This window comes from Tenacibaculum singaporense (assembly GCF_003867015.1).
Lineage (GTDB): Bacteria > Bacteroidota > Bacteroidia > Flavobacteriales > Flavobacteriaceae > Polaribacter > Polaribacter singaporensis.
The window spans coordinates 1,200,824-1,226,744 of record NZ_CP032548.1; the positions used below are offsets into that span (position 1 = coordinate 1,200,824).

Sequence of the window (25,921 nt, forward strand, 5' to 3'; positions counted from 1 at the left end):
ACCATATTTATGTTATTAGATAATAATTAGGAGAAATTTGCTAACAAATGTCAGTTTCTATAGGGATTATATTACGTATATTTACTTGCTTTTTTAGTAAAAAAATAACTTAAAATTTAAACAATTTGCCATGGCGCATTTAACCGATATCGAGATTGCTCAAGCAAAAGAATTACAACATATTAAACATATAGCTAATAAGTTACAAGTAAGAGAAGACGACTTAGAAATGTATGGAAAATACAAAGCTAAATTACCTTTAAGTTTAATAGATGAAAATAAAATAAAGGAAAACAATTTAGTATTGGTAACGGCATTAACTCCAACACCGGCTGGTGAAGGAAAAACGACTGTTTCTATAGGTTTAACAGAAGGATTGAATAAAGTAGGAAAGCAAGCAACAGTGGTATTAAGAGAACCTTCATTAGGTCCTGTTTTTGGAATCAAAGGAGGAGCCGCTGGAGGTGGATACTCACAAGTAGTTCCAATGGAAGATATAAACTTACATTTCACTGGAGATTTTAATGCTATTGAGAAAGCTAACAATTTACTATCAGCTTTAATAGATAACAATTTACAAAGTAGAACAAATAATTTAAATATCGATCCACGTACCATTTTATGGAAGCGTGTAATTGATATGAATGATCGTTCGTTACGTCAAATTACAATTGGTTTAGGAGGAACAGCAAATGGAATACCACGTGAAGATGGATTCAACATCACACCAGCATCAGAAGTAATGGCTATTCTTTGCATGGCAACTTCTTTTGATGATTTAAAAGAACGTTTAGGGAATATTTTCATCGGATTTACTTTTGATAAAAAACCAGTTTTTGCACGTGACCTAAAAGCGCAAGATGCAATGGCTATTTTATTGAAAGATGCGGTAAAACCAAATTTAGTACAAACTTTAGAAGAAAACCCTGCGATAATTCATGGAGGACCCTTTGCCAATATTGCACAAGGAACAAATACAATTATTGCTACAAAAATGGGATTGTCTTTATCAAATTATGTAGTAACAGAAGCTGGTTTTGGAGCTGATTTAGGAGCCGAAAAATTCTTGAACATAAAATCACAATATGCAGAGTTGAATCCTAAATGTGTGGTATTAGTTGCTACAATTAGAGCTCTACGTCATCACGGAGGTTCTTTAAAAGAGGAATATAATACCCCAAGTTTAGAGCGTGTAGAAAACGGATTTAAAAATCTGGAAAAGCATATAGAAAATATTAGAAAATTTAATATTGAACCTGTAGTAGCTATCAATTCTTTTATTTCTGATACAGAAGAAGAAGTACAGTTTGTTATTAACGCTTGCAAAAGTTTAGGTGTACAAGCTGTGGTTTCAGAAGGATGGGCTAAAGGAGGAGAAGGGACTAAAAACTTAGCTCAAGCTGTAATTGATGTAGTTGAAAATAAAGCTACACAATACAAGCCTTTGTATGATTGGAAAAGTCCTGTAAAAGAGAAAATAGAAAAGATAGCTAAAGAGATTTACGGAGCAGATGCTGTAACCTATGATAAAAAAGCTGAGTTAAACTTACGAAGAATTGATCGTTTAGGGTTCAATGATTTTGCTGTATGTATGGCAAAAACTCAAAAATCATTTTCCGATAATGATAAGTTAATAGGGAGACCAAAAGGATTCTCAGTAAACGTTAGAGAAATTGAAATTGCTGGAGGAGCTCAGTTTATTATTCCTATTTTAGGAAAAATGATGCGCATGCCAGGGCTACCTGCTACTCCTGCGTCAGAAAATATGACAATTGATAATAATGGAGTAATCTCAGGATTATCTTAATATTATTAAAAATGAAAGCAATTGTTGTAACCAAAGTTATAAATACTTCAATAGATAAAGTATGGGAAGCAATAACTACACATTCTTTAATGTTAGAATGGTTTTTTGATAATATTCCTGCTTTCGAACCAATAGTCGGGTTCACCACAGAGTTCAATGTGCAATCAGAAGAAAGAAACTTTTTGCATGTTTGGAAGGTTATAAGTGTTGTTGAAAAAGAAAAAATAGTCTGTGAATGGAAATATCCAGAATATGTTGATGAAAGCTTGTTAGTTACTTTTGAAGTAAAATATTTGAGTGAAGAAAAAACACAGTTTTCTGTCATAGCTTTAGGAATAGAACATTTTACCAATACAAATATTTCACAGTTTACAAGAGAAAGTTGTAAAGGAGGTTGGGAGTATTTTTCTAATCGATTACAGCAGTTTTTATTATAAAACAAAATCCCGAGTATTAACTCGGGATTTTGTTTTATAAACAGTTCATAATTAAGTTAAAGTAGATTAACTTACACCACGTTGTTTATTAATCTCGTCCTGTAATTGTCTACGTAGTTTTTGCTCTTTCTCAATAGATTTTCTTTTGTACTGCTCAAACTCCTCTTCAGTTTCAGCTAATAAACTTTTAGTTTCTTTAGTAACCACATTACTGTTCTTAAATCTGTAGATAAAGAAAGCTAATCCAGCGAGCAAAACAAAAATAATACCCCATACTATAGAGTTGTAGGTAGATTTGTTTAAAGGAATTCCAATAAAAGAAATAGCATCCTCTTTATCAATAGAAGTGGCTAAATCCTTGTTTAGTGTATCTATCTTAGTTTGTAAATCAGTAATGTTTTTTTGTTGCTCATCTATCTTAACCTGTTTAGCGGCAGCATCTGTTTTAATAACTTTAATACTGTCTAAAATACTATTCTGTAGCCTTAAGTATTCGTTCTTTTTTACAACCTTATAAATTTGGTAGTTGTTTGATTTTTTATAAAGCTCTTTAAATTGATTTTCAACTGTATTAGGTTGATCAGGAGTGCTATCTTGAGCGATAATGCTTTGAGTAAAAATAAGGATGAATACTATTTTAAAAAATTTCATAGGATTGATATTTTAGTTCAATTGATGAATATGGATGGTTTAAAAAAACCCAAACGTTAAGGTTTGGGTTTTTAGTATAAGCAAGGTTATGAAACTTATTTTACTTTTTCTACAATGGCCTTAAAAGCTTCTGGGTTGTTCATAGCTAAATCAGCTAAAACCTTACGGTTTAACTCGATATTGTTGGCTTTTACTTTCCCCATAAACTGTGAGTAAGACATTCCGTACTGACGAGCTCCAGCGTTAATACGTTGAATCCATAATGAACGGAAGTTTCTCTTGTTGTTTTTACGGTCACGGTATGCATATAACATTCCTTTTTCAACCGCATTCTTTGCTACTGTGTAAACGTTTTTACGACGTCCAAAGTAACCTTTTGCTTGCTTCAAGATTTTTTTTCTTCTATTTCTTGAAGCTACTGAATTTACTGATCTTGGCATAATTCAAATGTGTTTTTGTAGTAGGCGACTTACTTAAAAGTTCTTTAATGAGCCCAACTCCATGGTTAATAATTAAATTCCCTGTGCTAACAATTATTTTAAAACTAATTGTTGCTTAATGTTTGCTTCATCAGACTTATGTACTAATGTAGCATGTGTTAATGCAAGCTTACGTTTTTTAGACTTCTTTGTTAAAATGTGGCTTTTAAACGCGTGCTTTCTTTTGATTTTTCCAGTACCAGTTAACTTGAAACGTTTCTTAGCACTAGATTTTGTTTTAATTTTAGGCATCTTTGTTTTTTAGTTTTATCTTGCTTATATTATTGTTCTATGTATTATTTGCTCTTTTTAGGGGCAATAAACATAATCATACGTTTTCCTTCTAGTTTCGGCATTTGTTCTACCTTACCGTATTCTTCTAATTCTTGAGCTAATTTTAATAGTAAAATTTGTCCTTGTTCTTTAAATACAATCGAACGCCCTTTGAAGAATACAAAAGCTTTTAATTTAGCTCCATCTTGTAAGAACTTAATCGCATGCTTCTTTTTGAATTCGTAATCATGTTCGTCAGTTTGAGGTCCGAAACGAATTTCCTTAACGGTAACTTTAGTAGCTTTAGCTTTTAAAGCTTTTTCACGTTTCTTTTGCTCATATAAGAACTTTTTGTAATCAATAACTTTACAAACAGGAGGAACAGCTTTAGGTGAAATTTCTACTAAATCTAATTCTAACTCTCGTGCAATCTCTTTAGCTTTAGCTAATGGATATACACCTACTTCCACGTTATCGCCTACAAGACGAACTTCATCAACATGTCTAATTTTTTCATTAATTCTATGTTGATCTTCTTTAATTACTCTCGCGGGTCTTCTACCGCCTTTTCTTCTAATTGCTATGACTTATAAATTTTAAATTACTATCTATTTTTTAATTTCCAAAAGGAACCAATGTTTTACTAACTTCTTTCTGTATTAGAGAAATGAACTCTTCAATAGTAAATGTTCCTAAATCACCTTCACCATGTTTTCTTACAGATACTGTGTCATCTTTTTCTTCTTGTTCACCAACAATAACCATAAAAGGTATTTTGCTAACTTCGGCATCACGTATCTTTCTTCCTGTCTTCTCGTTACGGTTATCAACGAGGGCGCGAATTTCGGAATTTTCTAACAAAGTTAAAACTTTTTCGGTATATTTTTGATATTTCTCACTGATTGGCAGTACAATAACTTGTTCAGGGGTTAGCCAAAGAGGGAAATTACCACCTGTGTGTTCAAGTAATACAGCTATAAAACGCTCCATAGAGCCAAATGGTGCACGGTGAATCATTACTGGGCGGTGTAATTGGTTATCAGCACCTTTATAATGTAAATCAAAACGTTCAGGTAAGTTATAATCCACTTGAATAGTTCCTAATTGCCAACTTCTACCTAAAGCATCCTTCACCATAAAGTCTAACTTCGGACCATAAAAAGCAGCTTCACCTTCTTCAACAACATAATCTAAATCTTTATCTTTCGCTGCATTTATAATAGCTTGCTCAGCTTTTTCCCAGTTTTCAACTGAACCAATATATTTATCAAGGTTCTCCATGTCTCTAATAGATACCTGAGCAGTAAAATCTTCAAAACCTAAAGATCCGAATACATATAGTACCAAATCGATTACATTTTTAAACTCTTCGTCTAGTTGTTCTGGAGTACAGAAAATGTGTGCATCATCTTGAGTAAAACCACGAACACGAGTTAAACCATGTAATTCACCACTTTGTTCATATCTATATACAGTACCAAATTCAGCAAAACGTTTTGGTAGGTCTTTATATGAATAAGGTTTATGATTGTACACTTCACAGTGATGTGGACAGTTCATAGGTTTTAATAAAAACTCCTCATCTTCTTTCGGGGTAGTAATCGGTTGAAAACTATCCTCACCATATTTAGCATAGTGTCCAGAAGTTACATATAGTTCTTTCTGTCCAATATGTGGAGTCATAACCATTTCGTACCCTGCTTTCTTCTGAGCGGCTTTTAAGAAATCTTCTAATCGACCACGTAAAGCAGCTCCTTTAGGTAACCATAAAGGTAAGCCTTGTCCTACTTTTTGAGAAAAAGTAAACAACTCTAATTCTTTACCAAGTTTTCTATGATCACGCTTTTTAGCTTCTTCAAGTAATTCTAAATATTGTTTTAACTCTTTTTGTTTAGGGAAAGAAATTCCGTAGACACGAGTAAGCTGGTTGTTCTTTTCGTCACCACGCCAGTAAGCACCAGCAACATTCATAATTTTTACAGCTTTGATAATTCCTGTGTTCGGAATATGTCCTCCACGACATAAGTCAGTAAAATCACTATGATCACAAAAAGTAATATCACCATCTTCTAAACCTTCAATAAGCTCTACCTTATATTGGTTGTTTTGTGCTTCGTAGTAAGCTAAAGCATCAGCTTTAGAAATAGAACGCATTTTAAACTCAGCTTTTTCACGAGCACGTTCTAAAAATTTCTTTTCTATTTTATCAAAGTCTTTTTCAGAAATAGTATCCTCTCCAAAATCAACATCGTAATAAAAACCATTCTCAATAGCAGGCCCAATAGTTAATTTTGCATTTGGATAAAAATCTTGAATAGCTTGTGCTAATACGTGAGCAGAAGAATGCCAAAAAGCTTTCTTTCCTGCTGTATCATTAAAGGTATATAAAACTAACGAGCCGTTTGTGGTAAGTGGGGTGGTGGTTTCAATGGTTGTTCCGTCAAAACTTGCGGAAATAACATTTCTGGCTAAACCTTCACTAATACTTTTAGCAACATCCATTGGAGTGCTGTTCTTTTCAAACTCTTTGACGCTCCCGTCAGGTAATGTAATTTTAATCATTATATATATGTGTTATGTATAATTTCCTTACAAGTGGAAATTTTGAATCGCAAAGATATTGTAAAAGCATTTTTCATACAATATATATATAAGGTATTTCAAAACGGATTTTTATTTCAAGGGCGTTCCAGTTTACAAGTGTTTTTCACTAAGGTTCAAGCACAAGTAAACTGTCGGGCTTTCGGCTATATCTTTTGTTCTTGAGATGCTATTGCAAGTCAAAAACAAAAGGATGCCGCTTTAATCCCTAACGCGATTTGCTACCATATATATAGTATGTACAAGCCACTATTAGTATTAAAGGGAGTAGTTAAAAGATGTTTTTTATGTGAAAGAGTAGGTATTGTTTTGATTGGTTAGAAAAAAAATTCAGGTATAAAGTAGTATGAGACAAAGAGTTAAAAAATAGTTTAGAAAAAAGGCAAAAAAAGTACTTGTTGAATGGAAAAAGGTATCTATATTTGCACCCGCAAACGGAAAAGCGGTAAGCTAAGAAGTTAGTAGGAGTTCATTAAAATAGGGTTTAAGATATTTAAAGAAAAGGTTAAAAAAATAGTTTAAATTTTTCTTGTTTATTAATAAATAAAGTGAGTATCTTTGCAGTCCGATTTTTAGGGAATTAGTTCATTAAAATAGTGTAGCAAAAACAAGCGAAAAAAACTTCAAAAAAAGTTTTGTCAGATTAAAAAGAGTTTGTAGTTTTGCATCCGCTTTCACAAAGCGACACGATCACAGAAATTTTGGAAGACGATAAGTTACTAGTTCGAGTCTAGTGTTTCTACAAGAGATTGAGTTTAGAGACGGAGTATGTAAAGTACTTGTCAGTATCGACTCGATACGTTCATTGAAAATATTGAAATTGACAGCGTAAAACAAAGAGTAGGATAGCCATAACTTCTACGAAGTTAGAAATTCTTTTGGAACTTAACATTTATAATATTAAAGATTATACAATGAAGAGTTTGATCCTGGCTCAGGATGAACGCTAGCGGCAGGCTTAACACATGCAAGTCGAGGGGCAGCGAATCTAGCTTGCTAGATGTCGGCGACCGGCGAACGGGTGCGTAACGCGTATAGAATCTGCCTTGTACAGGAGGATAGCCTTTAGAAATGAAGATTAATACTCCATAGTGTTGTGAACTGGCATCAGTTTATAATTAAAGATTTATCGGTACAAGATGACTATGCGTCCTATTAGCTAGATGGTAAGGTAACGGCTTACCATGGCGACGATAGGTAGGGGGTCTGAGAGGATTATCCCCCACACTGGTACTGAGACACGGACCAGACTCCTACGGGAGGCAGCAGTGAGGAATATTGGTCAATGGAGGCAACTCTGAACCAGCCATGCCGCGTGCAGGAAGACTGCCCTATGGGTTGTAAACTGCTTTTATACAGGAAGAAACAGAACTACGTGTAGTTCCTTGACGGTACTGTAAGAATAAGCACCGGCTAACTCCGTGCCAGCAGCCGCGGTAATACGGAGGGTGCAAGCGTTATCCGGAATCATTGGGTTTAAAGGGTCCGCAGGCGGTCAATTAAGTCAGAGGTGAAATCCCATAGCTTAACTATGGAACTGCCTTTGATACTGGTTGACTTGAGTTATACGGAAGTAGATAGAATAAGTAGTGTAGCGGTGAAATGCATAGATATTACTTAGAATACCGATTGCGAAGGCAGTCTACTACGTATATACTGACGCTCATGGACGAAAGCGTGGGGAGCGAACAGGATTAGATACCCTGGTAGTCCACGCCGTAAACGATGGACACTAGTTGTTGGGTTTATATTCAGTGACTAAGCGAAAGTGATAAGTGTCCCACCTGGGGAGTACGATCGCAAGATTGAAACTCAAAGGAATTGACGGGGGCCCGCACAAGCGGTGGAGCATGTGGTTTAATTCGATGATACGCGAGGAACCTTACCAGGGCTTAAATGTAGAGTGACAGGGCTAGAGATAGCTTTTTCTTCGGACACTTTACAAGGTGCTGCATGGTTGTCGTCAGCTCGTGCCGTGAGGTGTCAGGTTAAGTCCTATAACGAGCGCAACCCTTATCGTTAGTTGCTAGCAGGTAAAGCTGAGGACTCTAGCGAGACTGCCGGTGCAAACCGTGAGGAAGGTGGGGATGACGTCAAATCATCACGGCCCTTACGTCCTGGGCTACACACGTGCTACAATGGTATGGACAATGAGCAGCCACAACGCGAGTTGGAGCGAATCTACAAACCATATCACAGTTCGGATCGGAGTCTGCAACTCGACTCCGTGAAGCTGGAATCGCTAGTAATCGGATATCAGCCATGATCCGGTGAATACGTTCCCGGGCCTTGTACACACCGCCCGTCAAGCCATGGAAGCTGGGGGTGCCTGAAGTCGGTTACCGCAAGGAGCTGCCTAGGGTAAAACTGGTAACTAGGGCTAAGTCGTAACAAGGTAGCCGTACCGGAAGGTGCGGCTGGAACACCTCCTTTCTAGAGAAAGATGGTGAGTTACATAAGAGGTTTTATTTTACTCTTTGCTGTTAATTTTAAAAAATAGACTAAGATCTTAATAGTCTCGTAGCTCAGCTGGTTAGAGCGCTACACTGATAATGTAGAGGTCGGCAGTTCGAGTCTGCCCGAGACTACAATTTTAAGACTTAGTAAAGGAAATTCTAGAGGTTGAGTGAGTGATTAAATGCTTCACTCATGTACTAAAAACTCATCACTAGAAGTATGGGGGATTAGCTCAGCTGGCTAGAGCGCTTGCCTTGCACGCAAGAGGTCATCGGTTCGACTCCGATATTCTCCACTGGGCGATGCCTGGAGATAAGTAATATTATCTTCAAGAGTATTGCAGGCAGATTGTGACTAACAAGTTTAAGTGCTTGTCAGTGGCGACACGCCACAAGTTCATTGACATATTGGTAAAATGATATCGTAAAGAATCAAGATAGAGAGTTAGATAACATCTAACAACATATTTTTATAAGAACAAGAATTATAAAGAGCTCGTTGTAGTAGAGATACTACAGCAAAAAGTACAATAAGCTAAATAAGGGCGTATGGAGGATGCCTAGGCTTTCAGAGGCGAAGAAGGACGCGATAAGCTGCGATAAGCTACGGGGAGGGGCACATACCTATCGATCCGTAGATTTCCGAATGGGGCAACCCAATACATTGAAGATGTATTACCCGCAAGGGGGCAAACGTGGTGAACTGAAACATCTAAGTAACCATAGGAAGAGAAAACAAAAGTGATTCCGTTAGTAGTGGCGAGCGAACGCGGATTAGCCCAAACCAATGTTGTTACGGCAATATTGGGGTTGTAGGGCTGCGACATTAGAATCTAAGAGAACTGGAATCGTTTGGAAAGACGAACCATAGAGAGTGATAGTCTCGTACAGGTAATCGAAGAGGATATAGCAGTACCCTGAGTAGTGCGGGACACGTGTAATCCTGTATGAATCCACCGGGACCATCCGGTAAGGCTAAATACTCCTGAAAGACCGATAGTGAACTAGTACCGTGAGGGAAAGGTGAAAAGAACCCTAAGTAAGGGAGTGAAAGAGAACCTGAAACCGTACGCCTACAAGCGGTCGAAGCACATTTACTGTGTGACGGCGTGCCTTTTGCATAATGAGCCTACGAGTTACTGTTGCTAGCAAGGTTAAAGATTTAAGGTCTGGAGCCGAAGCGAAAGCGAGTCTGAATAGGGCGATTATAGTTAGTAGTAGTAGACGCGAAACCGAGTGATCTACCCATGGGCAGGTTGAAGCTGTGGTAACACACAGTGGAGGACCGAACCAGTTGACGTTGAAAAGTCTTTGGATGACCTGTGGGTAGGGGTGAAAGGCCAATCAAACTCGGAAATAGCTCGTACTCCCCGAAATGCATTTAGGTGCAGCGTTGATTAAAAGTTTTATAGAGGTAGAGCTACTGATTGGATGCGGGGGCTTCACCGCCTACCAATTCCTGACAAACTCCGAATGCTATAAAATGTTTCTCAGCAGTGAGGGCATGGGTGCTAAGGTCCATGTCCGAGAGGGAAAGAACCCAGACCATCAGCTAAGGTCCCCAAATATATGTTAAGTTGAAAAAACGAGGTTTGACTGCCCAGACAGCTAGGATGTTGGCTTGGAAGCAGCCATTCATTTAAAGAGTGCGTAACAGCTCACTAGTCGAGCGGTCGAGCATGGATAATAATCGGGCATAAACATATTACCGAAGCTATGGACTTATTAAAGTGGTAGGGGAGCATTCTATATGTGCTGAAGGTGTACTGTGAGGTATGCTGGAACGTATAGAAAAGAAAATGTAGGCATAAGTAACGATAAAGGGGGCGAGAAACCCCCTCACCGAAAGACTAAGGTTTCCTCAGCGATGCTAATCAGCTGAGGGTTAGTCGGGACCTAAGGCGAATCCGAAGGGAGTAGTCGATGGCCAACAGGTTAATATTCCTGTACTTCTTATAATTGCGATGGGGTGACGGAGTAATGAAAGCACCGCGAGCTGACGGAATAGCTCGTTGAAGTATGTAGGTATTAGATTTGTAGGCAAATCCGCAGATCTAGCTGAAGTACGATAGTACCACAAGTCTTCGGATGCGTGGATAGTGTGCCTAAAGGCTTCCAAGAAAAACCTCTAAGCTTCAGATTATAAGAACCCGTACCGTAAACCGACACAGGTAGTTGGGATGAGAATTCTAAGGTGCTCGAGAGATTCATGGCTAAGGAACTAGGCAAAATAGACTCGTAACTTCGGGAGAAGAGTCGCCAACAGCAATGTTGGCCGCAGTGAAAAGATCCAGGCGACTGTTTATCAAAAACACAGGGCTTTGCTAAATTGAAAGATGATGTATAAGGCCTGACACCTGCCCGGTGCTGGAAGGTTAAGTGGAGTTGTTAGCTTCGGCGAAGCAATCAAATGAAGCCCCAGTAAACGGCGGCCGTAACTATAACGGTCCTAAGGTAGCGAAATTCCTTGTCGGGTAAGTTCCGACCTGCACGAATGGTGCAACGATCTGGATACTGTCTCAGCCATGAGCTCGGTGAAATTGTAGTATCGGTGAAGATGCCGATTACCCGCAGCGGGACGAAAAGACCCCGTGAACCTTTACTATAGCTTCGTATTGACTTTGGATAAGTAATGTGTAGGATAGGTGGGAGACTTTGAAGCGGCGTCGCTAGGCGTTGTGGAGTCATCCTTGAAATACCACCCTTTGCTTATCTAGAGCCTAACTCAGCAATGAGAACAGTGCGTGGTGGGTAGTTTGACTGGGGTGGTCGCCTCCAAAAGAGTAACGGAGGCTTCTAAAGGTTCCCTCAGCACGCTTGGTAACCGTGCGTAGAGTGCAATGGCATAAGGGAGCTTGACTGAGAGACATACAGGTCGATCAGGTACGAAAGTAGAGCATAGTGATCCGGTGGTTCCGCATGGAAGGGCCATCGCTCAAAGGATAAAAGGTACTCCGGGGATAACAGGCTGATCTCCCCCAAGAGCTCACATCGACGGGGGGGTTTGGCACCTCGATGTCGGCTCGTCACATCCTGGGGCTGGAGAAGGTCCCAAGGGTTGGGCTGTTCGCCCATTAAAGTGGCACGCGAGCTGGGTTCAGAACGTCGTGAGACAGTTCGGTCTCTATCTGCTGTGGGCGTTAGAAATTTGAGTGGATCTGACTTTAGTACGAGAGGACCGAGTTGGACTGACCTCTAGTGTATCTGTTGTCTCGCCAGGGGCACTGCAGAGTAGCTACGTCGGGAAGGGATAAGCGCTGAAAGCATATAAGCGCGAAACCCACCACAAGATGAGATTTCTTTAAAGGGTCGTGGAAGATCACCACGTTGATAGGCTATAGGTGTAAGTGCAGTAATGTATGTAGCCGAGTAGTACTAATAACCCATAGGCTTATGTACGTATCCCGGTCCTAGTGGCCGGGAGCAAACTCTTTGATGATTTAGGATATGATTTTACTAATATGTTAACTTATACAGTTGAGATATACTGAAACGATTTAAGGTGATTATCGCAATGGGGCTCACCTCTTACCATTCCGAACAGAGAAGTTAAGCCCATTAGCGCCGATGGTACTGCCACTGGTGGGAGAGTAGGTCGTTGCCTTTCTTTTTAAACCTCAATCTTTTATTAGATTGAGGTTTTTTTTTGATCTTATTTTTGAGGATTCCTGTATCTCGTAGTTTTTAATCCTTTTCCCGTTATTTTTATAATTATAAAAGAAGTAATTTTGCTTCAAAAGCAAGAATATGAATAAAGCAATTTATATTGCTGCAAGTGATGCAAACTCAGGGAAATCTATGCTTAGCTTGGGGTTGATGCAGCTGTTACTTCGTAAAAAACCTAAAGTAGGATATTTTAGACCTATAATTGACAATCCGATAGGTGATAAGAGAGATAATCATATAAACACAGTTCTTAATTATTTCAATTTAAAAAGTGAGTATGAAGATTGTTATGCTTTTACACGCTCGGAGCTGATTAGAAAATTGAATGATGACAGAGAGGATGAAATTATTAATAGAATCATTGAAAAGTATAAGAAACTAGAAGAAGAAAATGATTTTGTAATTATTGAGGGAACTGATTTTTCTGATCATGGAGCTGTGATAGAAATGGATTTAAATGTACTTATAGCAAAAAATATAGGTGCACCTGTGATCATTGTCTCAGGAGGAGTGAATAAATCACTTGAGGACTTTATACAAAGTTTACGATTAACCTATGATTCTTTTATAAATAAAGATGTAGAGGTCATTGCAGTTGTGGCAAACAAAGTCCAAGAAAAAAATATTCCAATTATAGTTGAAGAAGTAGGTGCTAATCTACCTAAGACAGTTTCTATTAATGCAATTCCAATAGACCAAAAGTTAAATAATCCAACTATTAAGGAGTTTTTAATGGAGATTGAAGGAAAAGTTTTATTTGGAGAAGAGTTTCTAAATAATACAACTGGTGACATTAAAGTTGGAGCAATGCAATTATCACATTTTTTGCATCATTTGACAGATGATAGCGTTGTAGTAACTCCAGCAGACAGATCAGATATTTTGTTAGGAACGTTGCAAGCGAATATTTCTAGTAATTATCCGTCTATAGCTGGGATTATTCTTACTGGAGGAATGGAATTAAACTCGTCTATTATTAAATTAATAGAAGGTTTGGAAAAGATAGTACCTATTCTCTGGGTTAAAGATGGAACATTTAGTATTGCTTCTAGACTAGGAGCAGTTCGTTCTCATATTTATGCTGAGAATGTAGATAAAATAAAAATGTCTATCAATATGTTTGAAAAACATGTTGATGTTGCAAGCTTGAATGAAAAGTTAGTTAGTTACAAAGGTTCAGAAGCATTAACTCCAAGAATGTTTCAATATAACTTATTGAAAAAAGCTAAAGAAATACGTAAACACATTGTATTACCTGAAGGAAACGATGATAGAATTTTAATAGCCGCTTCTCAACTACAAAAAACAGGTGTTGTTAAGTTAACGATATTGGGTAAAAGAGTAAATGTAGAAGCTTCAGTTAAGCGATTAAATATTCCTTTTGATTTTGATAAAACTGAAATTATTAATCCAATAGAATCTGAATACTTTGCAGATTTTTCCAACACGTTATATGAATTAAGAAAACACAAAGGATTAAGCCCTGCAATGGCTGAAGACTTGATGGCAGATGTTTCTTATTTCGGAACTATGATGGTATATAAAGAGTTAGCTGACGGAATGGTTTCTGGAGCAGCACATACTACTCAACATACTATAAAACCAGCTTTACAGTTTGTAAAAACGAAACCAGGATTTTCAGTAGTTTCATCAATTTTCTTTATGTGTTTGGAGGATAGAGTTTCAGTGTTTGGTGATTGTGCTATAAATCCAAATCCAACAGCAGAAGAATTAGCAGAAATTGCAATTTCTTCAGCAGATTCAAGTATTGCTTTTGGTATAGATCCTAAAATAGCGATGTTATCATATTCATCAGGTGCTTCAGGCAAAGGAGAAGATGTAGATACTGTTAGAAGAGCTACTGAAATTGTGAAGGAAAAACGTCCAGATTTAAAGGTAGAAGGACCAATTCAGTATGATGCAGCAGTTGATCCTTCCGTAGGAAAAAAGAAATTACCTAATTCAGAAGTAGCAGGTCAAGCGAATGTGTTAATTTTTCCTGATTTAAATACAGGAAATAATACTTATAAAGCTGTACAGCGTGAAACTGGAGCTTTGGCAATTGGTCCAATGTTACAAGGACTGAACAAACCTGTAAACGATTTAAGTAGAGGTTGTACCGTTGATGATATTTTTAATACCGTAATTTTAACAGCAATCCAAGCGCAAGAATAGTTTACTTATTAATATAAAAAGATGAAAGTTTTAGTAATAAACTCAGGAAGTTCCTCAATAAAATATCAATTATTTGAAATGCCTCAACAAGAAGTACTTTGTTCAGGATTGATAGAAAGAATTGGTTTAGAAGTAGGAAAAGTTCATTATAAATCAAATGATGATAAAGTTGAAGAAGAGGTAGCAATTAAAGATCATAAATTTGGTTTAGAAAGAGTAGTTGATTTATTATTGGATGAAAAAGTAGGCGTAATTTCTTCTACAGATGAAATTAAAGTTGTTGGACACCGAGTAGTGCATGGAGGTAGTACATTTACTAAAACAACAAAAGTAACAGAGGAAGTAAAAAAGAAAATAGAATCGTTATTTTCGTTAGCACCTTTACATAATCCAGCAAATTTAGAAGGAATTACAGTTTCTGAATCTATTTTTAAGAATGCACAACAAGTAGCCGTTTTTGATACAGCATTTCATCAAACCATACCTGTTGAAGCTTATAAATATGCAATTCCTAATAAATTTTTAGATGAGCATAGAATTCGCTTGTATGGATTTCATGGGACTAGCCATAAATATGTGTCGGAAAAAGCGAATGAATATCTTCAAAAAGAAAATTCAAAAATTATTACGATTCATTTAGGGAACGGATGTAGTATTACTGCGGTTAAAAATGGAAAAAGTATTGATCATAGTTTAGGTTTTGGTCCTGTTACAGGGTTAATTATGGGGACTCGTTCTGGAGATATAGACCATTCTTTAATTTTCTATTTGATAAATAATTTAGGATACGATGTTGATTATGTAAACAACATGCTACAAAAAGAAAGTGGAATGTTAGGTTTAACTGGTTTTAGTGACTTACGTGATATTGAAGCAGCAGCAGCAAAAGGAGATAAAAATTGTCAGTTAGCTTTAGATATGAATGCTTATAGAATAAAAAAATACATCGGCTCGTACGTTGCAGCAATGAATGGTTTAGACGCAATTGTATTTACTGCAGGTATTGGTGAAAATTCTGATGTGATTAGAAGATTAGTCTGTACAGATATGGAGTATTTGGGAATTGAATTGGATACTGAAAAGAATGCTATTCGAGCGAAGAAGTTAACTGAAATACACAAAGAAACTTCCAAAGTAAAAGTATTGGTAATTCCAACAAATGAAGAATTAGAAATCGCAAAACAGTCGTACGAGTTATTATAGTATGAATTATAAGTATGCTTATTTAGTACGGTTTCAATATTTAGGATTTCGCTTACACGGTTGGCAAAAACAACCTAATTTAAAAACAGTTCATTTTTTTGTTGACAAGACATTAAAGTTTGTGTGTAAAGGAATTCGTTGCAAGTCAGTAGGAGTTGGGAGAACGGATGCAAAAGTTTCCTCAACCGATTATTACTTCCAGTTGTTTATTGATGAAAAATTAGATGAATCTTTTTTTGTAGAAGACTTTAATCGCAATTCACCTTCTGATATTCGAGTGTTAGCAGTAGAGCAACTTCACGATGAAGAGTTCAATATTATTCAACATCCGAAAGTAAAAGAGTATCGTTATTACTTTTCTTTTGGAGAGAAAAATCACCCTTATTGCGCTCCTTTTTTAACTGGGTATTTGGATGAATTAGATGTAGAGTTAATGAAAGAAGGTGCACAATTGTTTGAAGGTTTTCATAATTTTAAACATTATTGCACGAAGCCATCTGCAGAAACCAAAGTAGAGCGTACTATTGATGTGTGTAAGATTGAAGAAAATACGGATTTATCAGCTTCTTTTTTTCCAGAGATAAGCTATGTTTTAATTATTAGAGGAAGTGGATTTTTACGTAATCAAATTCGTTTGATTATGGGAGCTTTAGCAGAATTAGGTAAAGGAAATTATGATTTGGAGTTTATAAAAAAAAGTTTGAGTCCTGAAAATAGTGATATAGATTTTATGAAAACTATTGCACCAGCTTCTGGACTACATTTACATAAAGTAGAATTTAAAAAAGAGTAAGCGGTAAATTTTATTCGGTGTCTTTTTTTGACGCTATTTTTAATAAATACGCACTTCCTAATTTTGATTCCCTAGTTTTAGGGTTCAAAAATTTTAAGCTAAGTCTTGTTACTCTAAAATGATCAACTCTGTGTTTCTCCTTTATAATAAACCCTTCTTTTTTTATTTTTTCAAGAGGAATATTTCTGATGACAATCCAAACATCATTATCTACATTTTTTAATTCTTCTTTTGTAATGTGAGGAGTATTTCTCTGCGTATAAAAATCTAAAGGCCAAGAATAATCATTCTCATAAAAAAAGATATCCTTTACATTAATGGTGTCATTTTGATTAACAATGTTTGCTAGTTTAATTCCACCTTGATATTGTAATAATTCAGGGTAGAAGTAAGAGTTAAGTACCACATTTACAAATACCATTAGCAATACTGAGTTGACAACAATTTTTTTACTAAAATCTTCTTTTTGAATTAAGTTAATGAGTACTATTAATAATAGAATGGTACTAAACACTATAATTAAAATAGAAGGAGTGTTGAAAGTGCAACATAAAATTAAAATAACTGCAATAGTTAACACTAAAACCATAAAATAAACAACACCTAAGAATATTTTCAGTGTTTTTTGTTGATTGTCCTTTTGAAGATTGTATAAAACTCCAGCAGTAAAAACAGCTAATAAAGCTAATAATGGATTTAAATAATGTGGTAGTTTAAATTTTGAAAAGCTAATAATAATTAAGGTAATTAATACTCCACCTATAGTTAATAATTCTATACCTTGTACAGGTTTAAATTTGTTTACAATTAACTTTTTTATTTGATAATATAAGCCATAGTACATTAAGAAAGCCCAAGGTAAAAAAGTCCAAAGTAGAGAATGAAAAAAGAAAAAGTAATCAGGACTGTTTTGCTTGAAACCAGTAGCTGTTATTCTCTCAACATTCTGACTCCATAGAATAAAATTGACACCATCCATTCCAAATTGAACATAGTAGGCGTATACTACAGGTGTAATAGAAAGGAAGAAAGCAACCAAACCGATAAGAACTTTATAAGAGAATATTACATTAAATTTTTTAGTGTAAACTATATGAGAAAATATAGCAAAACAAATAATACCAACTCCATAAAACCCTTTAGTAGAAAAAGAAATTCCCATACCAATAGCTCCTAAAATAATGGGAACTAGTTTTTTTGTTGAAACATATTCAAACAATTGCCAAATAGCAAAAATAGTAGCACCAGTTAAAACGGCATCAGTACGAACATCGTGGTTAGCTAAAATGATAGATTGACTAGTTAAGAAGATCAGAGAACCAAAGTGAGCAACACTTTTACTATATAACTTTCCTGTTAATTGATAAATAGAATAGGCTCCTAAAATAGTAAATAATAAAGCTGGAATTCGGTAAGCCCATTCGTGTAGACCAAATAGTTTAAATGAAATGGCAGATAACCAAAAATGCATATGTGGTTTATCTAAATAAGGATTAGGACCTTTTAGAAGTTCAAAAAAGTTATCACTTAAATACATGCGCATAGCCATAGTGGCATGTTGTGCAGAATCATTAGCCATTAAAGGAATAAATAATCCTATAACATAAACGATTGCCACTAAAAAATAGAGGTATTTAATGTTTTTTTGCTGGTAAAAAAAGTCCATAAACTATTTATTTATTGAAACAGTTGTTAACCGTACCTTATTTATAATAAAAGCCAATCCTATTAAAGAAATTAAAGCCGTAATAATATTAAATGAAAGTCCAATACTTGTAGCTATTGTTTCTTGGGTATTTAAAAAAGTTGAGGCTTTTAAAAAGATATACTCTCTTGCTCCAAATCCTGCAAAAGAAACTACTGAAAGTACTGATGAAATTAGAAAAACAAAGCAGTAACTAATAACCCCAACTACTTTTAACTGAAAGGCTTTGATAATACAAATAATAACGCAAACTTGTAATAATTGAATAACTAATGAATAACCAAAACTATAGTTATAATAAGTGTTACTGCTTTTAAAAACTCTTACCATAATAAGCTTTGCTACAAAAAAAGAAGCTAAAGCAATAACGATACTGACTAAGAATAATAATGAGTTAGAAAAAAACAAATACCCTCCCATTAAAATTAATAGAGAAAAAATTGCTAATAAACCAATAAGTCTATCAACAAATACACATTTAGTTAACTGTTTTGGTTTCCAACCAAATTGCTTGCTCAATATGTATACTTTGTATGCATCTCCCCCCACACCTCCGGGTATAAAGAAGTTATAAAACATTCCAACAAAATACAATTTTAAATTGCTAACTTGACTTAGATGAAATTGATTTTGATGAAAAATATAATTTAACCGTAAGGATGAAATAAACTGTGAAGCCACAAATAATAAAATTGCCAATACTAAATAAAAAGGATTGGATGTTTCATATAATTTGATGACTTGATTAAAGTCAATTTTTGTAAATACCAAGTATAAAAGTAAGATGCTTACTCCTATTTTGGCTAGAGTTTTAACAATTTTGTTACTCACTTACATGAATTTTTCTAATAGTATAAGGGCGCTTTTTTTGCGACTCGTAATAAGTTCTCATTAATAAGTCAGTAATAATCCCTACAGTAAAAAATTGCAAGCTAATAATAACGAGCATAACACCAACAATTAATAAAGGTCTGCCCCAAATATCTTGTCCCAATAATTTTAATATTAGTAAGTAGAAATTAATGGCCAGTCCAAAGAACATAAAAAACAACCCAAAATTACCAAAAAGGTGTACAGGGCGCTGCATGTATTTTCTTTGGAAGATAATTAAAATAATGTCATTGATAACCTTTACAGTTCTTCCTAATCCATATTTAGATTGTCCATGGATTCTCGGATGATGTTTTACAGGAACCTGAGTAATTTTTGCTCCGTTTAAGTGAGCTAAAAGATTGATAAATCGGTGCATTTCACCGTACAAGTTTAAATCTTTAGCTATTTCTTTTTTAAATACTTTTATCGCACACCCTTGATCTTTTAAATCTAAACGAGTAGCTCTTCTAATTAAAAAATTTGCAATTTTAGAAGGAATTGTGCGAATAAAAGAGTCTTTTCTTTTTGCTCTAATTCCTGTAACTACATCCCAATCTTCAGATTCAGCTTTTTCAATCATATGAGGGATATCTGATGGGTCGTTTTGCATATCTCCATCAAGAGTAACGATGTAATCACCTTTTGCTTGGTCAAAACCAGCAGCTAAGGCCAAACTTTGTCCATAATTTTTGCGTAACTCAACCAAAACAACTCGAGGGTTGTTCATGTTAATAACATTTTTCTTTGTGTTATCGGTTGAAAAATCGTCAATGTAAATGATTTCATAATCAAATCCTTTTAAACTATCATCAATCTGTTTAGTTAAAGGAACTACATTGTCTTCTTCATTGTAAACAGGAACAATTACAGATATGAATCCGTAGGATTTTTTATTTGACATAGGTGGTTATTTATTGGGCAAAGTTACTACAAAGAATTTAAAAAAAGTAAAAGCTCATTTTTTAAATGAGCTTTTACTTAGATATAATATTGAAGAGAAAAACTAATCTCTAATTAAACTTCTTGATATTACAATTTTCTGAATTTCTGAAGTTCCTTCATAAATTTGGGTGATTTTAGCATCACGCATTAAACGCTCTACATGGTATTCTTTAACGAAACCATTACCTCCATGAATTTGAACAGCTTCAACAGTTTGTTCCATTGCTACTTTAGAAGCGTATAATTTAGCCATAGCACCTTCGCGATCATAGTTTTCACCAGCATCTTTCTTGCAAGCAGCAGCCATTACTAAGTGACGAGCCGCAGCAATTTCTGTATACATATCAGCTAATTTGAAAGCGATAGCTTGGTGGTTGCAAATTTCAGTACCAAAAGCTTTACGCTCTTTAGAGTATTTTAAAGCTAACTCATAAGCTCCTGAAGCAATACCTAAAGCTTGAGCAGCAATACCAATACGTCCACCAGATAAAGTTTTCATCGCAAATTTAAAACCGAATCCGTCTTCACCAATGCGATTTTCTTTAGGAACTTTTACATCGTTAAATTGTAACGTGTGTGTGTCAGAACCACGGATTCCTAATTTGTCTTCTTTAGGACCAATGTGGAAACCTTCCATACCTTTTTCAATAATAAAAGCATTGATTCCTCTATGACCTTTAGCTCTATCTGTTTGAGCGATTACTAAATAAGTATCAGCACGTCCACCGTTAGTAATCCAGTTTTTAGTACCATTTAATAGGTAGTAATCACCTTTGTCTTCAGCAGTAGTTGCTTGTGAAGTAGCATCAGAACCAGCTTCTGGTTCACTTAAACAAAACGCACCAATTTGCTCACCAGTAGCTAATTTTGTTAAATATTTTTGTTTTTGTTCTTCAGTACCATAAGCTTCTAAACCATAACATACTAATGAATTGTTTACAGAAACCATAACTGAAGCAGAAGCATCAATTTTTGATAATTCTTCCATAATTAATACGTAAGAAACAGCATCCATTCCACTTCCTCCGTATTTAGGATCTACCATTACTCCCATAAATCCTAACTCACCCATTTTGCGAACTAGTTCATTAGGAAATTCTTGTTTTTCATCTCTTTCTATAACTCCTGGCAATAATTCGGTTTGAGCAAAATCACGTGCAGCATCACGAATCATTAAATGCTCTTCTGTAAGGTTAAAATCCATTATCTATTTTATATTTTGTTAAATTCGTAAAAAATGTGCTCAAAGATACTTTTTTAATAGCAATTTTTCAATAGACTTGCTATTTTTACTTTATGCAAGACAACTATATTTATTGTATTGGATTAATGTCAGGAACTTCTTTAGATGGAATAGATTTGGCATATATAAAAATGAATAGTCAATCGTATCATGATTTTGAGATTTTAAAGGCAAATACGATACCATATTCTGATGATTGGAAAAAGAAATTACAAGAGGCAATTACATATAATAAAGAAGATTTAAAATTGTTAGATGTTATTTATGGTGAATTGTTGGGAGATGTTCTAAACAATTTTATAAAAACGCATGTCATAGTTAATATAGACTTCATAGCTTCCCATGGACATACAATTTTGCATCAACCAGAAAATGGAATTACACTACAAATAGGAAATGGACAGGTTATAGCAAATAGTACCAAACAAAAAGTAGTGTGTGATTTTAGAATTCAAGATGTGCAATTAGGTGGACAAGGAGCTCCTTTGGTTCCAATAGGAGATAAACTGCTGTTTTCTAATTATGATTATTGCTTAAACTTAGGAGGGTTTGCTAATATTTCTTATGAGAAAGACAGTCAAAGAATAGCTTTTGATATTTGTCCTGTAAATATTGTACTGAACTATTATACACGTAAAATAGATTTAGAGTATGATGATGAAGGGAAAATAGCTTCAGAAGGAAAAATTAATATTGAATTATTGAGGCGATTGAATGGGCTTTCCTTTTATCAAGAGCTTCCTCCAAAATCGTTGGGATTAGAATGGGTACAAGAAAATATCCTTCCTTTAGTAGACAAATCTGAAACAGATATTCCTGCAATTTTAAGAACTTTTGTAGAGCATGTAGCAATGCAAATAGGTAATGTTGTTAAAAATAATGCTACTATTTTAGTAACAGGAGGAGGAGCATTCAATACGTTTTTAATGAAGAGAATAGAGTTTTTTGCACAAACAAAAATAAAACGAGTAAGCACAGAACTTATTGATTACAAAGAAGCTTTGATTTTTGCATTGTTAGGAATGCTAAAAACGCAAAACAAAGTAAACTGTTTACAGTCAGTTACAGGGGCAAAGAAGGATCATTCTTCAGGTAATATTTTTTATCCACATAAAAAAAATAAAGTATTTGAGTAATGTTGTTTTTTATGATAAATTTGTTCGGTAACAACTACACATTAAAACCTATAGTATAATGAATCAACTTTAGCTTCCCCACAGGGGAATAATTACAACGAATTTTTTGAATATGAAAAAGAAACAGGTAAAGTTGAAAATCATCTATTATAACATTAAACAATGAAAGAATTATTAAAGCAATACGAAGAAAAGCAACCAGAAATAGTATTTAATTGGAAAGACCCTGAAACAGAAGCAGAAGGTTGGACAGTTATTAATTCATTAAGAGGAGGTGCTGCTGGTGGTGGTACACGTATGCGCAAAGGATTAGATAAATACGAAGTAATGTCACTTGCTAAAACTATGGAAGTGAAATTTACGGTATCGGGCCCAGCAATTGGAGGAGCAAAATCAGGAATTAATTTTGATCCGCAAGACCCTCGTAAAAAAGGAGTTTTAGAGCGTTGGTATAAAGCTGTTGCTCCATTATTAAAAAACTATTATGGAACAGGAGGAGACTTAAACGTTGATGAAATCCATGAAGTAATTCCGATTACAGAAGATAGTGGAGTTTGGCATCCGCAAGAGGGAGTTTTTAATGGACATTTCAAGCCTACCGAAGCAGATAAAATTAACCGTATTGGTCAGTTACGTCATGGAGTTATTAAGGTGTTAGAAGATGAAAACTTATCACCAAGTGTAGCCAGAAAATATACAGTAGCTGATATGATTACTGGATATGGAGTTGCGGAAGCAGTTCGTCACTACTACGATATTTATGGAGGAACAGTAGAAGGAAAGCGTGCTGTAGTACAAGGTTTTGGTAATGTAGGTTCAGCAGCAGCTTATTATTTAGCACAAATGGGAGCTAAAGTCGTAGGAATTATTGATCGTGTTGGAGGAGTTATTAAAGAAGAAGGATTCTCTTTTGAAGAAATTCAAGAAATGTTCTTAAATAAAGATGGGAATACGTTAGTATCTGAAAACATGATTCCTTTTGAAGAGATGAACGAGCGTGTTTGGAATCTTCCTTGTGAAGTTTTCGCACCATGTGCAGCTTCAAGGTTAGTTACTCAAGAGCAAATTAACCAGATGATAAATTCAGGATTAGAAGTTATTTCTTGTGGAGCAAATGTTCCATTCGCAGATAAAGAAATTTTCTTTGGATCTATTATGGAAGATACCGATAAAAAAGTGAGTTTGATTCCAGACTTTATTTCAAATTGCGGTATGGCAAGAGTATTTGCTTACTTTATGGAACGTAGAGTAGAAATGACAGATCAAGCTATTTTTGAAGATACTTCAAATACTATTAAAAAAGCCTTACAAAGAACACACGCTAAAAGTGCGGCAAAAACTAAAATAAGTGAAACAGCTTTTGAAATTGCATTAAAAGAACTAGTATAAAATTATTAGTTTTTATGATTGCAAAAAAATGCTATTTTTAAGTAATTAAGCATAATAAAAGTAAAAGTCTTCCTTCATTGTTAAAAGTAAGGAAGACTTTTTATATCAAACAATTTTAAATAAAAGAAATCGTTAGTTAAATAGCGAAAACATAATATAAATTCTAATTTAGTATTCATGCTATTATTTCAAGAAACTCAGGAGTTGGTAGAGGAAGTGCCTCAAGAAAAAACGTTATCAATCTATAATTTAATTATGGATGGAGGTGTAGGCGGTCAAATCATTATCGCTTTGTTATTCGTGTTATTAGCCGTAGCTCTTTATATTTATTTTGAACGTTTTTTTGCTATTAAAGAAGCATCTAAAGTTGATGTTAATTTCATGGATCAAATTAGAGATCATGTAACGAACGGAAGAATAGATAGTGCTAAATCACTTTGTGATAATACAGTTACGCCAACGGCCAGATTAATAGGGAAAGGAATTTCTAGAATAGGAAAACCTTTGGAAGATATTAATACAGCAATAGAAAATGCAGGAAAACTAGAGGTTTATAAGCTAGAAAGAAATGTATCAGTATTAGCAACAATAGCAGGAGCTGCTCCAATGATAGGTTTTTTAGGAACTGTAATTGGAATGATTGTTGCGATTCATGAAATAGCAAATTCAGGAGGACAAATAGATATTAAAATGTTATCGGATGGTTTGTATACAGCAATGACAACGACAGTTGCAGGATTAATTGTAGGAATTATTGCATATATAGCTTACAACCATTTAGTTGTTCGTACCGATAAAGTTGTTTATCAAATGGAAGCAAAGTCTGTTGAGTTTTTAGACTTATTAAACGAGCCAGTATAATGAATTTACGAGGAAGAAATAAAGTCAATCCAAATTTCAATATGTCATCAATGACTGATATTGTTTTTTTGTTATTGATATTTTTTATGTTAACATCTACACTTGTTACAGTAAGTGCAATTGATGTGTTGTTGCCAAAAGCTGGAGGTAAAACAGAAAATAATACATCAGTAGCGGTAACCATAACAAATGATGCGTCATTTTATATAGACAAAACAAAAGTTAGTAACGTAAATTTAGAAAGAGAGTTGTTAACCAAAGTAGGTGTAGATAAAAAGAAGACAGTGGTTATTCGTGGTGATCAAAATGTGCAATATAAAAAAGTAATGCAGGTGATTGATATTGCGAATAGAAATAAGTTAAAAATGATTTTAGCCGTTAAAGGCAAATAAATGACAGTTTTAGATACCCAACATAAACGTAAATCAGCTGTGATAACAGCAATTATTCTGATATTATTTGTTATTGGAATATTCAATTACGGAATGAAATATTTCGATCCACCAATTGAATATGGTCTAGCAATTAATTTTGGTACCTCTGAAGTAGGAAGTGGAGAGCCTGTTGAAAAAACTAAAGCACAAGCAACACCACAACAAGAAGAGGTCGTTGAAGAGCAAGTAGAAGAAACCCCAGAGGAAACAATAAAAGAAGAAATTATTACAAACGATACGGCAGAAGAAGTTCCAGTGGTTGAAAAAAAAGAAGAAAAGAAAGAAACTGTAAAAGAAACTCCGAAAGAAGAAAAACCTAAAGAGAAACCAAAGCCAAAACCATCTAAAGAAACGACCGATGCTCTGAATAGTTTGTTAAGCGGAACTTTAAATGAAGGAACAAATGCAGGTGAAGGAGATGATAAAGAATCAGGCGTAAAAGGAAATGAAAATGGAGATCCTAATTCAGATAAATATTATGGAAATTCCGGAAGTGGTTCAGGAGGTAATTATAACCTAGCAGGAAGAAAAGCTTTGTCAAAACCTATTCAAAAACCAGACTGTCAGGAAGAGGGTACGGTAGTGGTAAGTATTGAAGTAAATCAAAGCGGGCAAGTAATCAAAGCAACTCCTGGAGCTAGAGGGACTACGAATTCAGCATCATGCTTATACGATGCGGCAAAAAAAGCAGCGTTAAAAACAAAATGGAATGCAGACGGAAATGCTCCATCTAAACAACGAGGAACAATTATCTACAAGTTTTCTCTTTCAAAGTAAATACACCTATTTTATTTTTT

19 protein-coding genes, 2 tRNA genes and 3 rRNA genes are annotated in these 25,921 nt (G+C 35.0%); 15 read left to right on the forward strand and 9 right to left on the reverse strand.

The features are described from left to right. Positions 1-130 precede the first annotated feature (130 nt). On the forward strand, positions 131-1,807 hold the full coding sequence (locus D6T69_RS05455) for a formate--tetrahydrofolate ligase (protein WP_125066811.1): 1,677 nt from the start codon (positions 131-133) through the stop codon (positions 1,805-1,807). Between the two features lie 11 nt (positions 1,808-1,818). Continuing rightward, the gene (locus D6T69_RS05460; RefSeq protein ID WP_125066812.1) at positions 1,819-2,244 is read left to right on the forward strand and encodes an SRPBCC family protein; all 426 of its coding nucleotides are present in this window, start codon (positions 1,819-1,821) and stop codon (positions 2,242-2,244) included. Positions 2,245-2,310: 66 nt separating this feature from the next. Here the strand turns inward: D6T69_RS05460 and D6T69_RS05465 are convergent, their stop codons facing one another. The 5 genes from D6T69_RS05465 to thrS all read right to left on the reverse strand — a co-directional run bounded on the left by D6T69_RS05465 (position 2,311) and on the right by thrS (position 6,209). Further along, positions 2,311-2,895 carry a coiled-coil domain-containing protein gene (locus D6T69_RS05465; protein WP_125066813.1) on the reverse strand — a complete coding sequence of 195 codons (585 nt, stop codon included), beginning with the start codon at positions 2,893-2,895 and terminating at the stop codon, positions 2,311-2,313. A gap of 95 nt (positions 2,896-2,990) precedes the next feature. Further along, positions 2,991-3,335: a 50S ribosomal protein L20 gene (gene rplT, locus D6T69_RS05470; protein WP_099215432.1), complete on the reverse strand. Its 345-nt coding sequence runs from the start codon at positions 3,333-3,335 to the stop codon at positions 2,991-2,993. 93 nt (positions 3,336-3,428) lie between these two features. After that, entirely contained in the window at positions 3,429-3,626 is a 198-nt protein-coding gene (rpmI, locus tag D6T69_RS05475; protein WP_047790515.1) for a 50S ribosomal protein L35, read from the reverse strand. Between the two features lie 44 nt (positions 3,627-3,670). After that, on the reverse strand, positions 3,671-4,189 hold the full coding sequence (gene infC / locus D6T69_RS05480) for a translation initiation factor IF-3 (RefSeq protein ID WP_262706669.1): 519 nt from the start codon (positions 4,187-4,189) through the stop codon (positions 3,671-3,673). Positions 4,190-4,262: 73 nt separating this feature from the next. Beyond that, on the reverse strand, positions 4,263-6,209 hold the full coding sequence (gene thrS / locus D6T69_RS05485; RefSeq protein WP_125066815.1) for a threonine--tRNA ligase: 1,947 nt from the start codon (positions 6,207-6,209) through the stop codon (positions 4,263-4,265). 950 nt (positions 6,210-7,159) lie between these two features. On the opposite strand from thrS, the gene D6T69_RS05490 reads away from it, so the two are divergent. From D6T69_RS05490 to D6T69_RS05525, 8 genes are all read left to right on the forward strand, one after another. Continuing rightward, positions 7,160-8,681 (forward strand): 16S ribosomal RNA (locus D6T69_RS05490). Between the two features lie 81 nt (positions 8,682-8,762). Further along, positions 8,763-8,836 (forward strand) — tRNA-Ile (locus D6T69_RS05495). Positions 8,837-8,926: 90 nt separating this feature from the next. Next, positions 8,927-9,000, forward strand: a tRNA-Ala gene (locus D6T69_RS05500). Positions 9,001-9,232: 232 nt separating this feature from the next. Beyond that, a 23S ribosomal RNA gene (locus D6T69_RS05505) occupies positions 9,233-12,103 on the forward strand. Between the two features lie 99 nt (positions 12,104-12,202). Then, positions 12,203-12,311 (forward strand): 5S ribosomal RNA (gene rrf / locus D6T69_RS05510). Together the 16S, 23S and 5S rRNA genes with 2 tRNA genes alongside form the textbook arrangement of a ribosomal RNA operon. A gap of 140 nt (positions 12,312-12,451) precedes the next feature. After that, entirely contained in the window at positions 12,452-14,545 is a 2,094-nt protein-coding gene (gene pta / locus D6T69_RS05515; RefSeq protein WP_125066816.1) for a phosphate acetyltransferase, read from the forward strand. Positions 14,546-14,566: 21 nt separating this feature from the next. After that, complete coding sequence (locus D6T69_RS05520; RefSeq protein WP_125066817.1) at positions 14,567-15,748, forward strand: acetate/propionate family kinase; 1,182 nt, start codon at positions 14,567-14,569, stop codon at positions 15,746-15,748. A gap of 1 nt (position 15,749) precedes the next feature. Next, complete coding sequence (locus D6T69_RS05525; RefSeq protein WP_125066818.1) at positions 15,750-16,541, forward strand: tRNA pseudouridine synthase A; 792 nt, start codon at positions 15,750-15,752, stop codon at positions 16,539-16,541. A 10-nt stretch (positions 16,542-16,551) separates the two neighbouring features. Here D6T69_RS05525 and D6T69_RS05530 read toward each other — a convergent pair whose 3' ends face one another. The 4 genes from D6T69_RS05530 to D6T69_RS05545 form a co-directional block, all read right to left on the reverse strand. Then, on the reverse strand, positions 16,552-18,207 hold the full coding sequence (locus tag D6T69_RS05530) for an ArnT family glycosyltransferase (protein WP_125066819.1): 1,656 nt from the start codon (positions 18,205-18,207) through the stop codon (positions 16,552-16,554). A 3-nt stretch (positions 18,208-18,210) separates the two neighbouring features. Beyond that, entirely contained in the window at positions 18,211-19,077 is an 867-nt protein-coding gene (locus D6T69_RS05535) for a lysylphosphatidylglycerol synthase transmembrane domain-containing protein (RefSeq protein ID WP_125066820.1), read from the reverse strand. Continuing rightward, positions 19,070-20,020, reverse strand: coding sequence for a glycosyltransferase family 2 protein (locus tag D6T69_RS05540; RefSeq protein WP_125066821.1), 951 nt, complete (start codon positions 20,018-20,020; stop codon positions 19,070-19,072). The genes D6T69_RS05535 and D6T69_RS05540 overlap by 8 nt, the downstream gene beginning before the upstream one ends. Before the next feature lie 102 nt (positions 20,021-20,122). Beyond that, positions 20,123-21,265 carry an acyl-CoA dehydrogenase gene (locus D6T69_RS05545; protein ID WP_047790258.1) on the reverse strand — a complete coding sequence of 381 codons (1,143 nt, stop codon included), beginning with the start codon at positions 21,263-21,265 and terminating at the stop codon, positions 20,123-20,125. Positions 21,266-21,357: 92 nt separating this feature from the next. On the opposite strand from D6T69_RS05545, the gene D6T69_RS05550 reads away from it, so the two are divergent. The 5 genes from D6T69_RS05550 to D6T69_RS05570 all read left to right on the forward strand — a co-directional run bounded on the left by D6T69_RS05550 (position 21,358) and on the right by D6T69_RS05570 (position 25,901). Beyond that, positions 21,358-22,440, forward strand: coding sequence for an anhydro-N-acetylmuramic acid kinase (locus D6T69_RS05550; protein WP_125066822.1), 1,083 nt, complete (start codon positions 21,358-21,360; stop codon positions 22,438-22,440). 162 nt (positions 22,441-22,602) lie between these two features. Beyond that, positions 22,603-23,829 (forward strand): Glu/Leu/Phe/Val dehydrogenase dimerization domain-containing protein, encoded by a 1,227-nt coding sequence (locus tag D6T69_RS05555; protein ID WP_125066823.1) that lies wholly within the window; start codon positions 22,603-22,605, stop codon positions 23,827-23,829. 177 nt (positions 23,830-24,006) lie between these two features. Continuing rightward, positions 24,007-24,690: a MotA/TolQ/ExbB proton channel family protein gene (locus D6T69_RS05560; RefSeq protein ID WP_047790255.1), complete on the forward strand. Its 684-nt coding sequence runs from the start codon at positions 24,007-24,009 to the stop codon at positions 24,688-24,690. Next, on the forward strand, positions 24,690-25,082 hold the full coding sequence (locus D6T69_RS05565) for an ExbD/TolR family protein (RefSeq protein ID WP_125066824.1): 393 nt from the start codon (positions 24,690-24,692) through the stop codon (positions 25,080-25,082). Before D6T69_RS05560 ends, D6T69_RS05565 begins: the two co-directional genes overlap by 1 nt. Then, the gene (locus tag D6T69_RS05570) at positions 25,083-25,901 is read left to right on the forward strand and encodes an energy transducer TonB (RefSeq protein WP_125066825.1); all 819 of its coding nucleotides are present in this window, start codon (positions 25,083-25,085) and stop codon (positions 25,899-25,901) included. Positions 25,902-25,921 lie beyond the last annotated feature (20 nt).

Coding starts and splice junctions, on each gene's coding strand:
- D6T69_RS05570 (WP_125066825.1), top strand. CDS start 25,083: ATGACAGTTTTAGATACCCAACATAAACGTAAATCAGCTGTGATAACA.
- D6T69_RS05550 (WP_125066822.1), top strand. CDS start 21,358: ATGCAAGACAACTATATTTATTGTATTGGATTAATGTCAGGAACTTCT.
- D6T69_RS05540 (WP_125066821.1), bottom strand. CDS start 20,020: ATGTCAAATAAAAAATCCTACGGATTCATATCTGTAATTGTTCCTGTT.
- D6T69_RS05455 (WP_125066811.1), top strand. CDS start 131: ATGGCGCATTTAACCGATATCGAGATTGCTCAAGCAAAAGAATTACAA.
- D6T69_RS05460 (WP_125066812.1), top strand. CDS start 1,819: ATGAAAGCAATTGTTGTAACCAAAGTTATAAATACTTCAATAGATAAA.
- D6T69_RS05530 (WP_125066819.1), bottom strand. CDS start 18,207: ATGGACTTTTTTTACCAGCAAAAAAACATTAAATACCTCTATTTTTTA.
- D6T69_RS05555 (WP_125066823.1), top strand. CDS start 22,603: ATGAAAGAATTATTAAAGCAATACGAAGAAAAGCAACCAGAAATAGTA.
- D6T69_RS05525 (WP_125066818.1), top strand. CDS start 15,750: ATGAATTATAAGTATGCTTATTTAGTACGGTTTCAATATTTAGGATTT.
- rplT (WP_099215432.1), bottom strand. CDS start 3,335: ATGCCAAGATCAGTAAATTCAGTAGCTTCAAGAAATAGAAGAAAAAAA.
- D6T69_RS05545 (WP_047790258.1), bottom strand. CDS start 21,265: ATGGATTTTAACCTTACAGAAGAGCATTTAATGATTCGTGATGCTGCA.
- D6T69_RS05520 (WP_125066817.1), top strand. CDS start 14,567: ATGAAAGTTTTAGTAATAAACTCAGGAAGTTCCTCAATAAAATATCAA.
- D6T69_RS05560 (WP_047790255.1), top strand. CDS start 24,007: ATGCTATTATTTCAAGAAACTCAGGAGTTGGTAGAGGAAGTGCCTCAA.
- pta (WP_125066816.1), top strand. CDS start 12,452: ATGAATAAAGCAATTTATATTGCTGCAAGTGATGCAAACTCAGGGAAA.
- rpmI (WP_047790515.1), bottom strand. CDS start 3,626: ATGCCTAAAATTAAAACAAAATCTAGTGCTAAGAAACGTTTCAAGTTA.
- D6T69_RS05465 (WP_125066813.1), bottom strand. CDS start 2,895: ATGAAATTTTTTAAAATAGTATTCATCCTTATTTTTACTCAAAGCATT.
- thrS (WP_125066815.1), bottom strand. CDS start 6,209: ATGATTAAAATTACATTACCTGACGGGAGCGTCAAAGAGTTTGAAAAG.
- D6T69_RS05565 (WP_125066824.1), top strand. CDS start 24,690: ATGAATTTACGAGGAAGAAATAAAGTCAATCCAAATTTCAATATGTCA.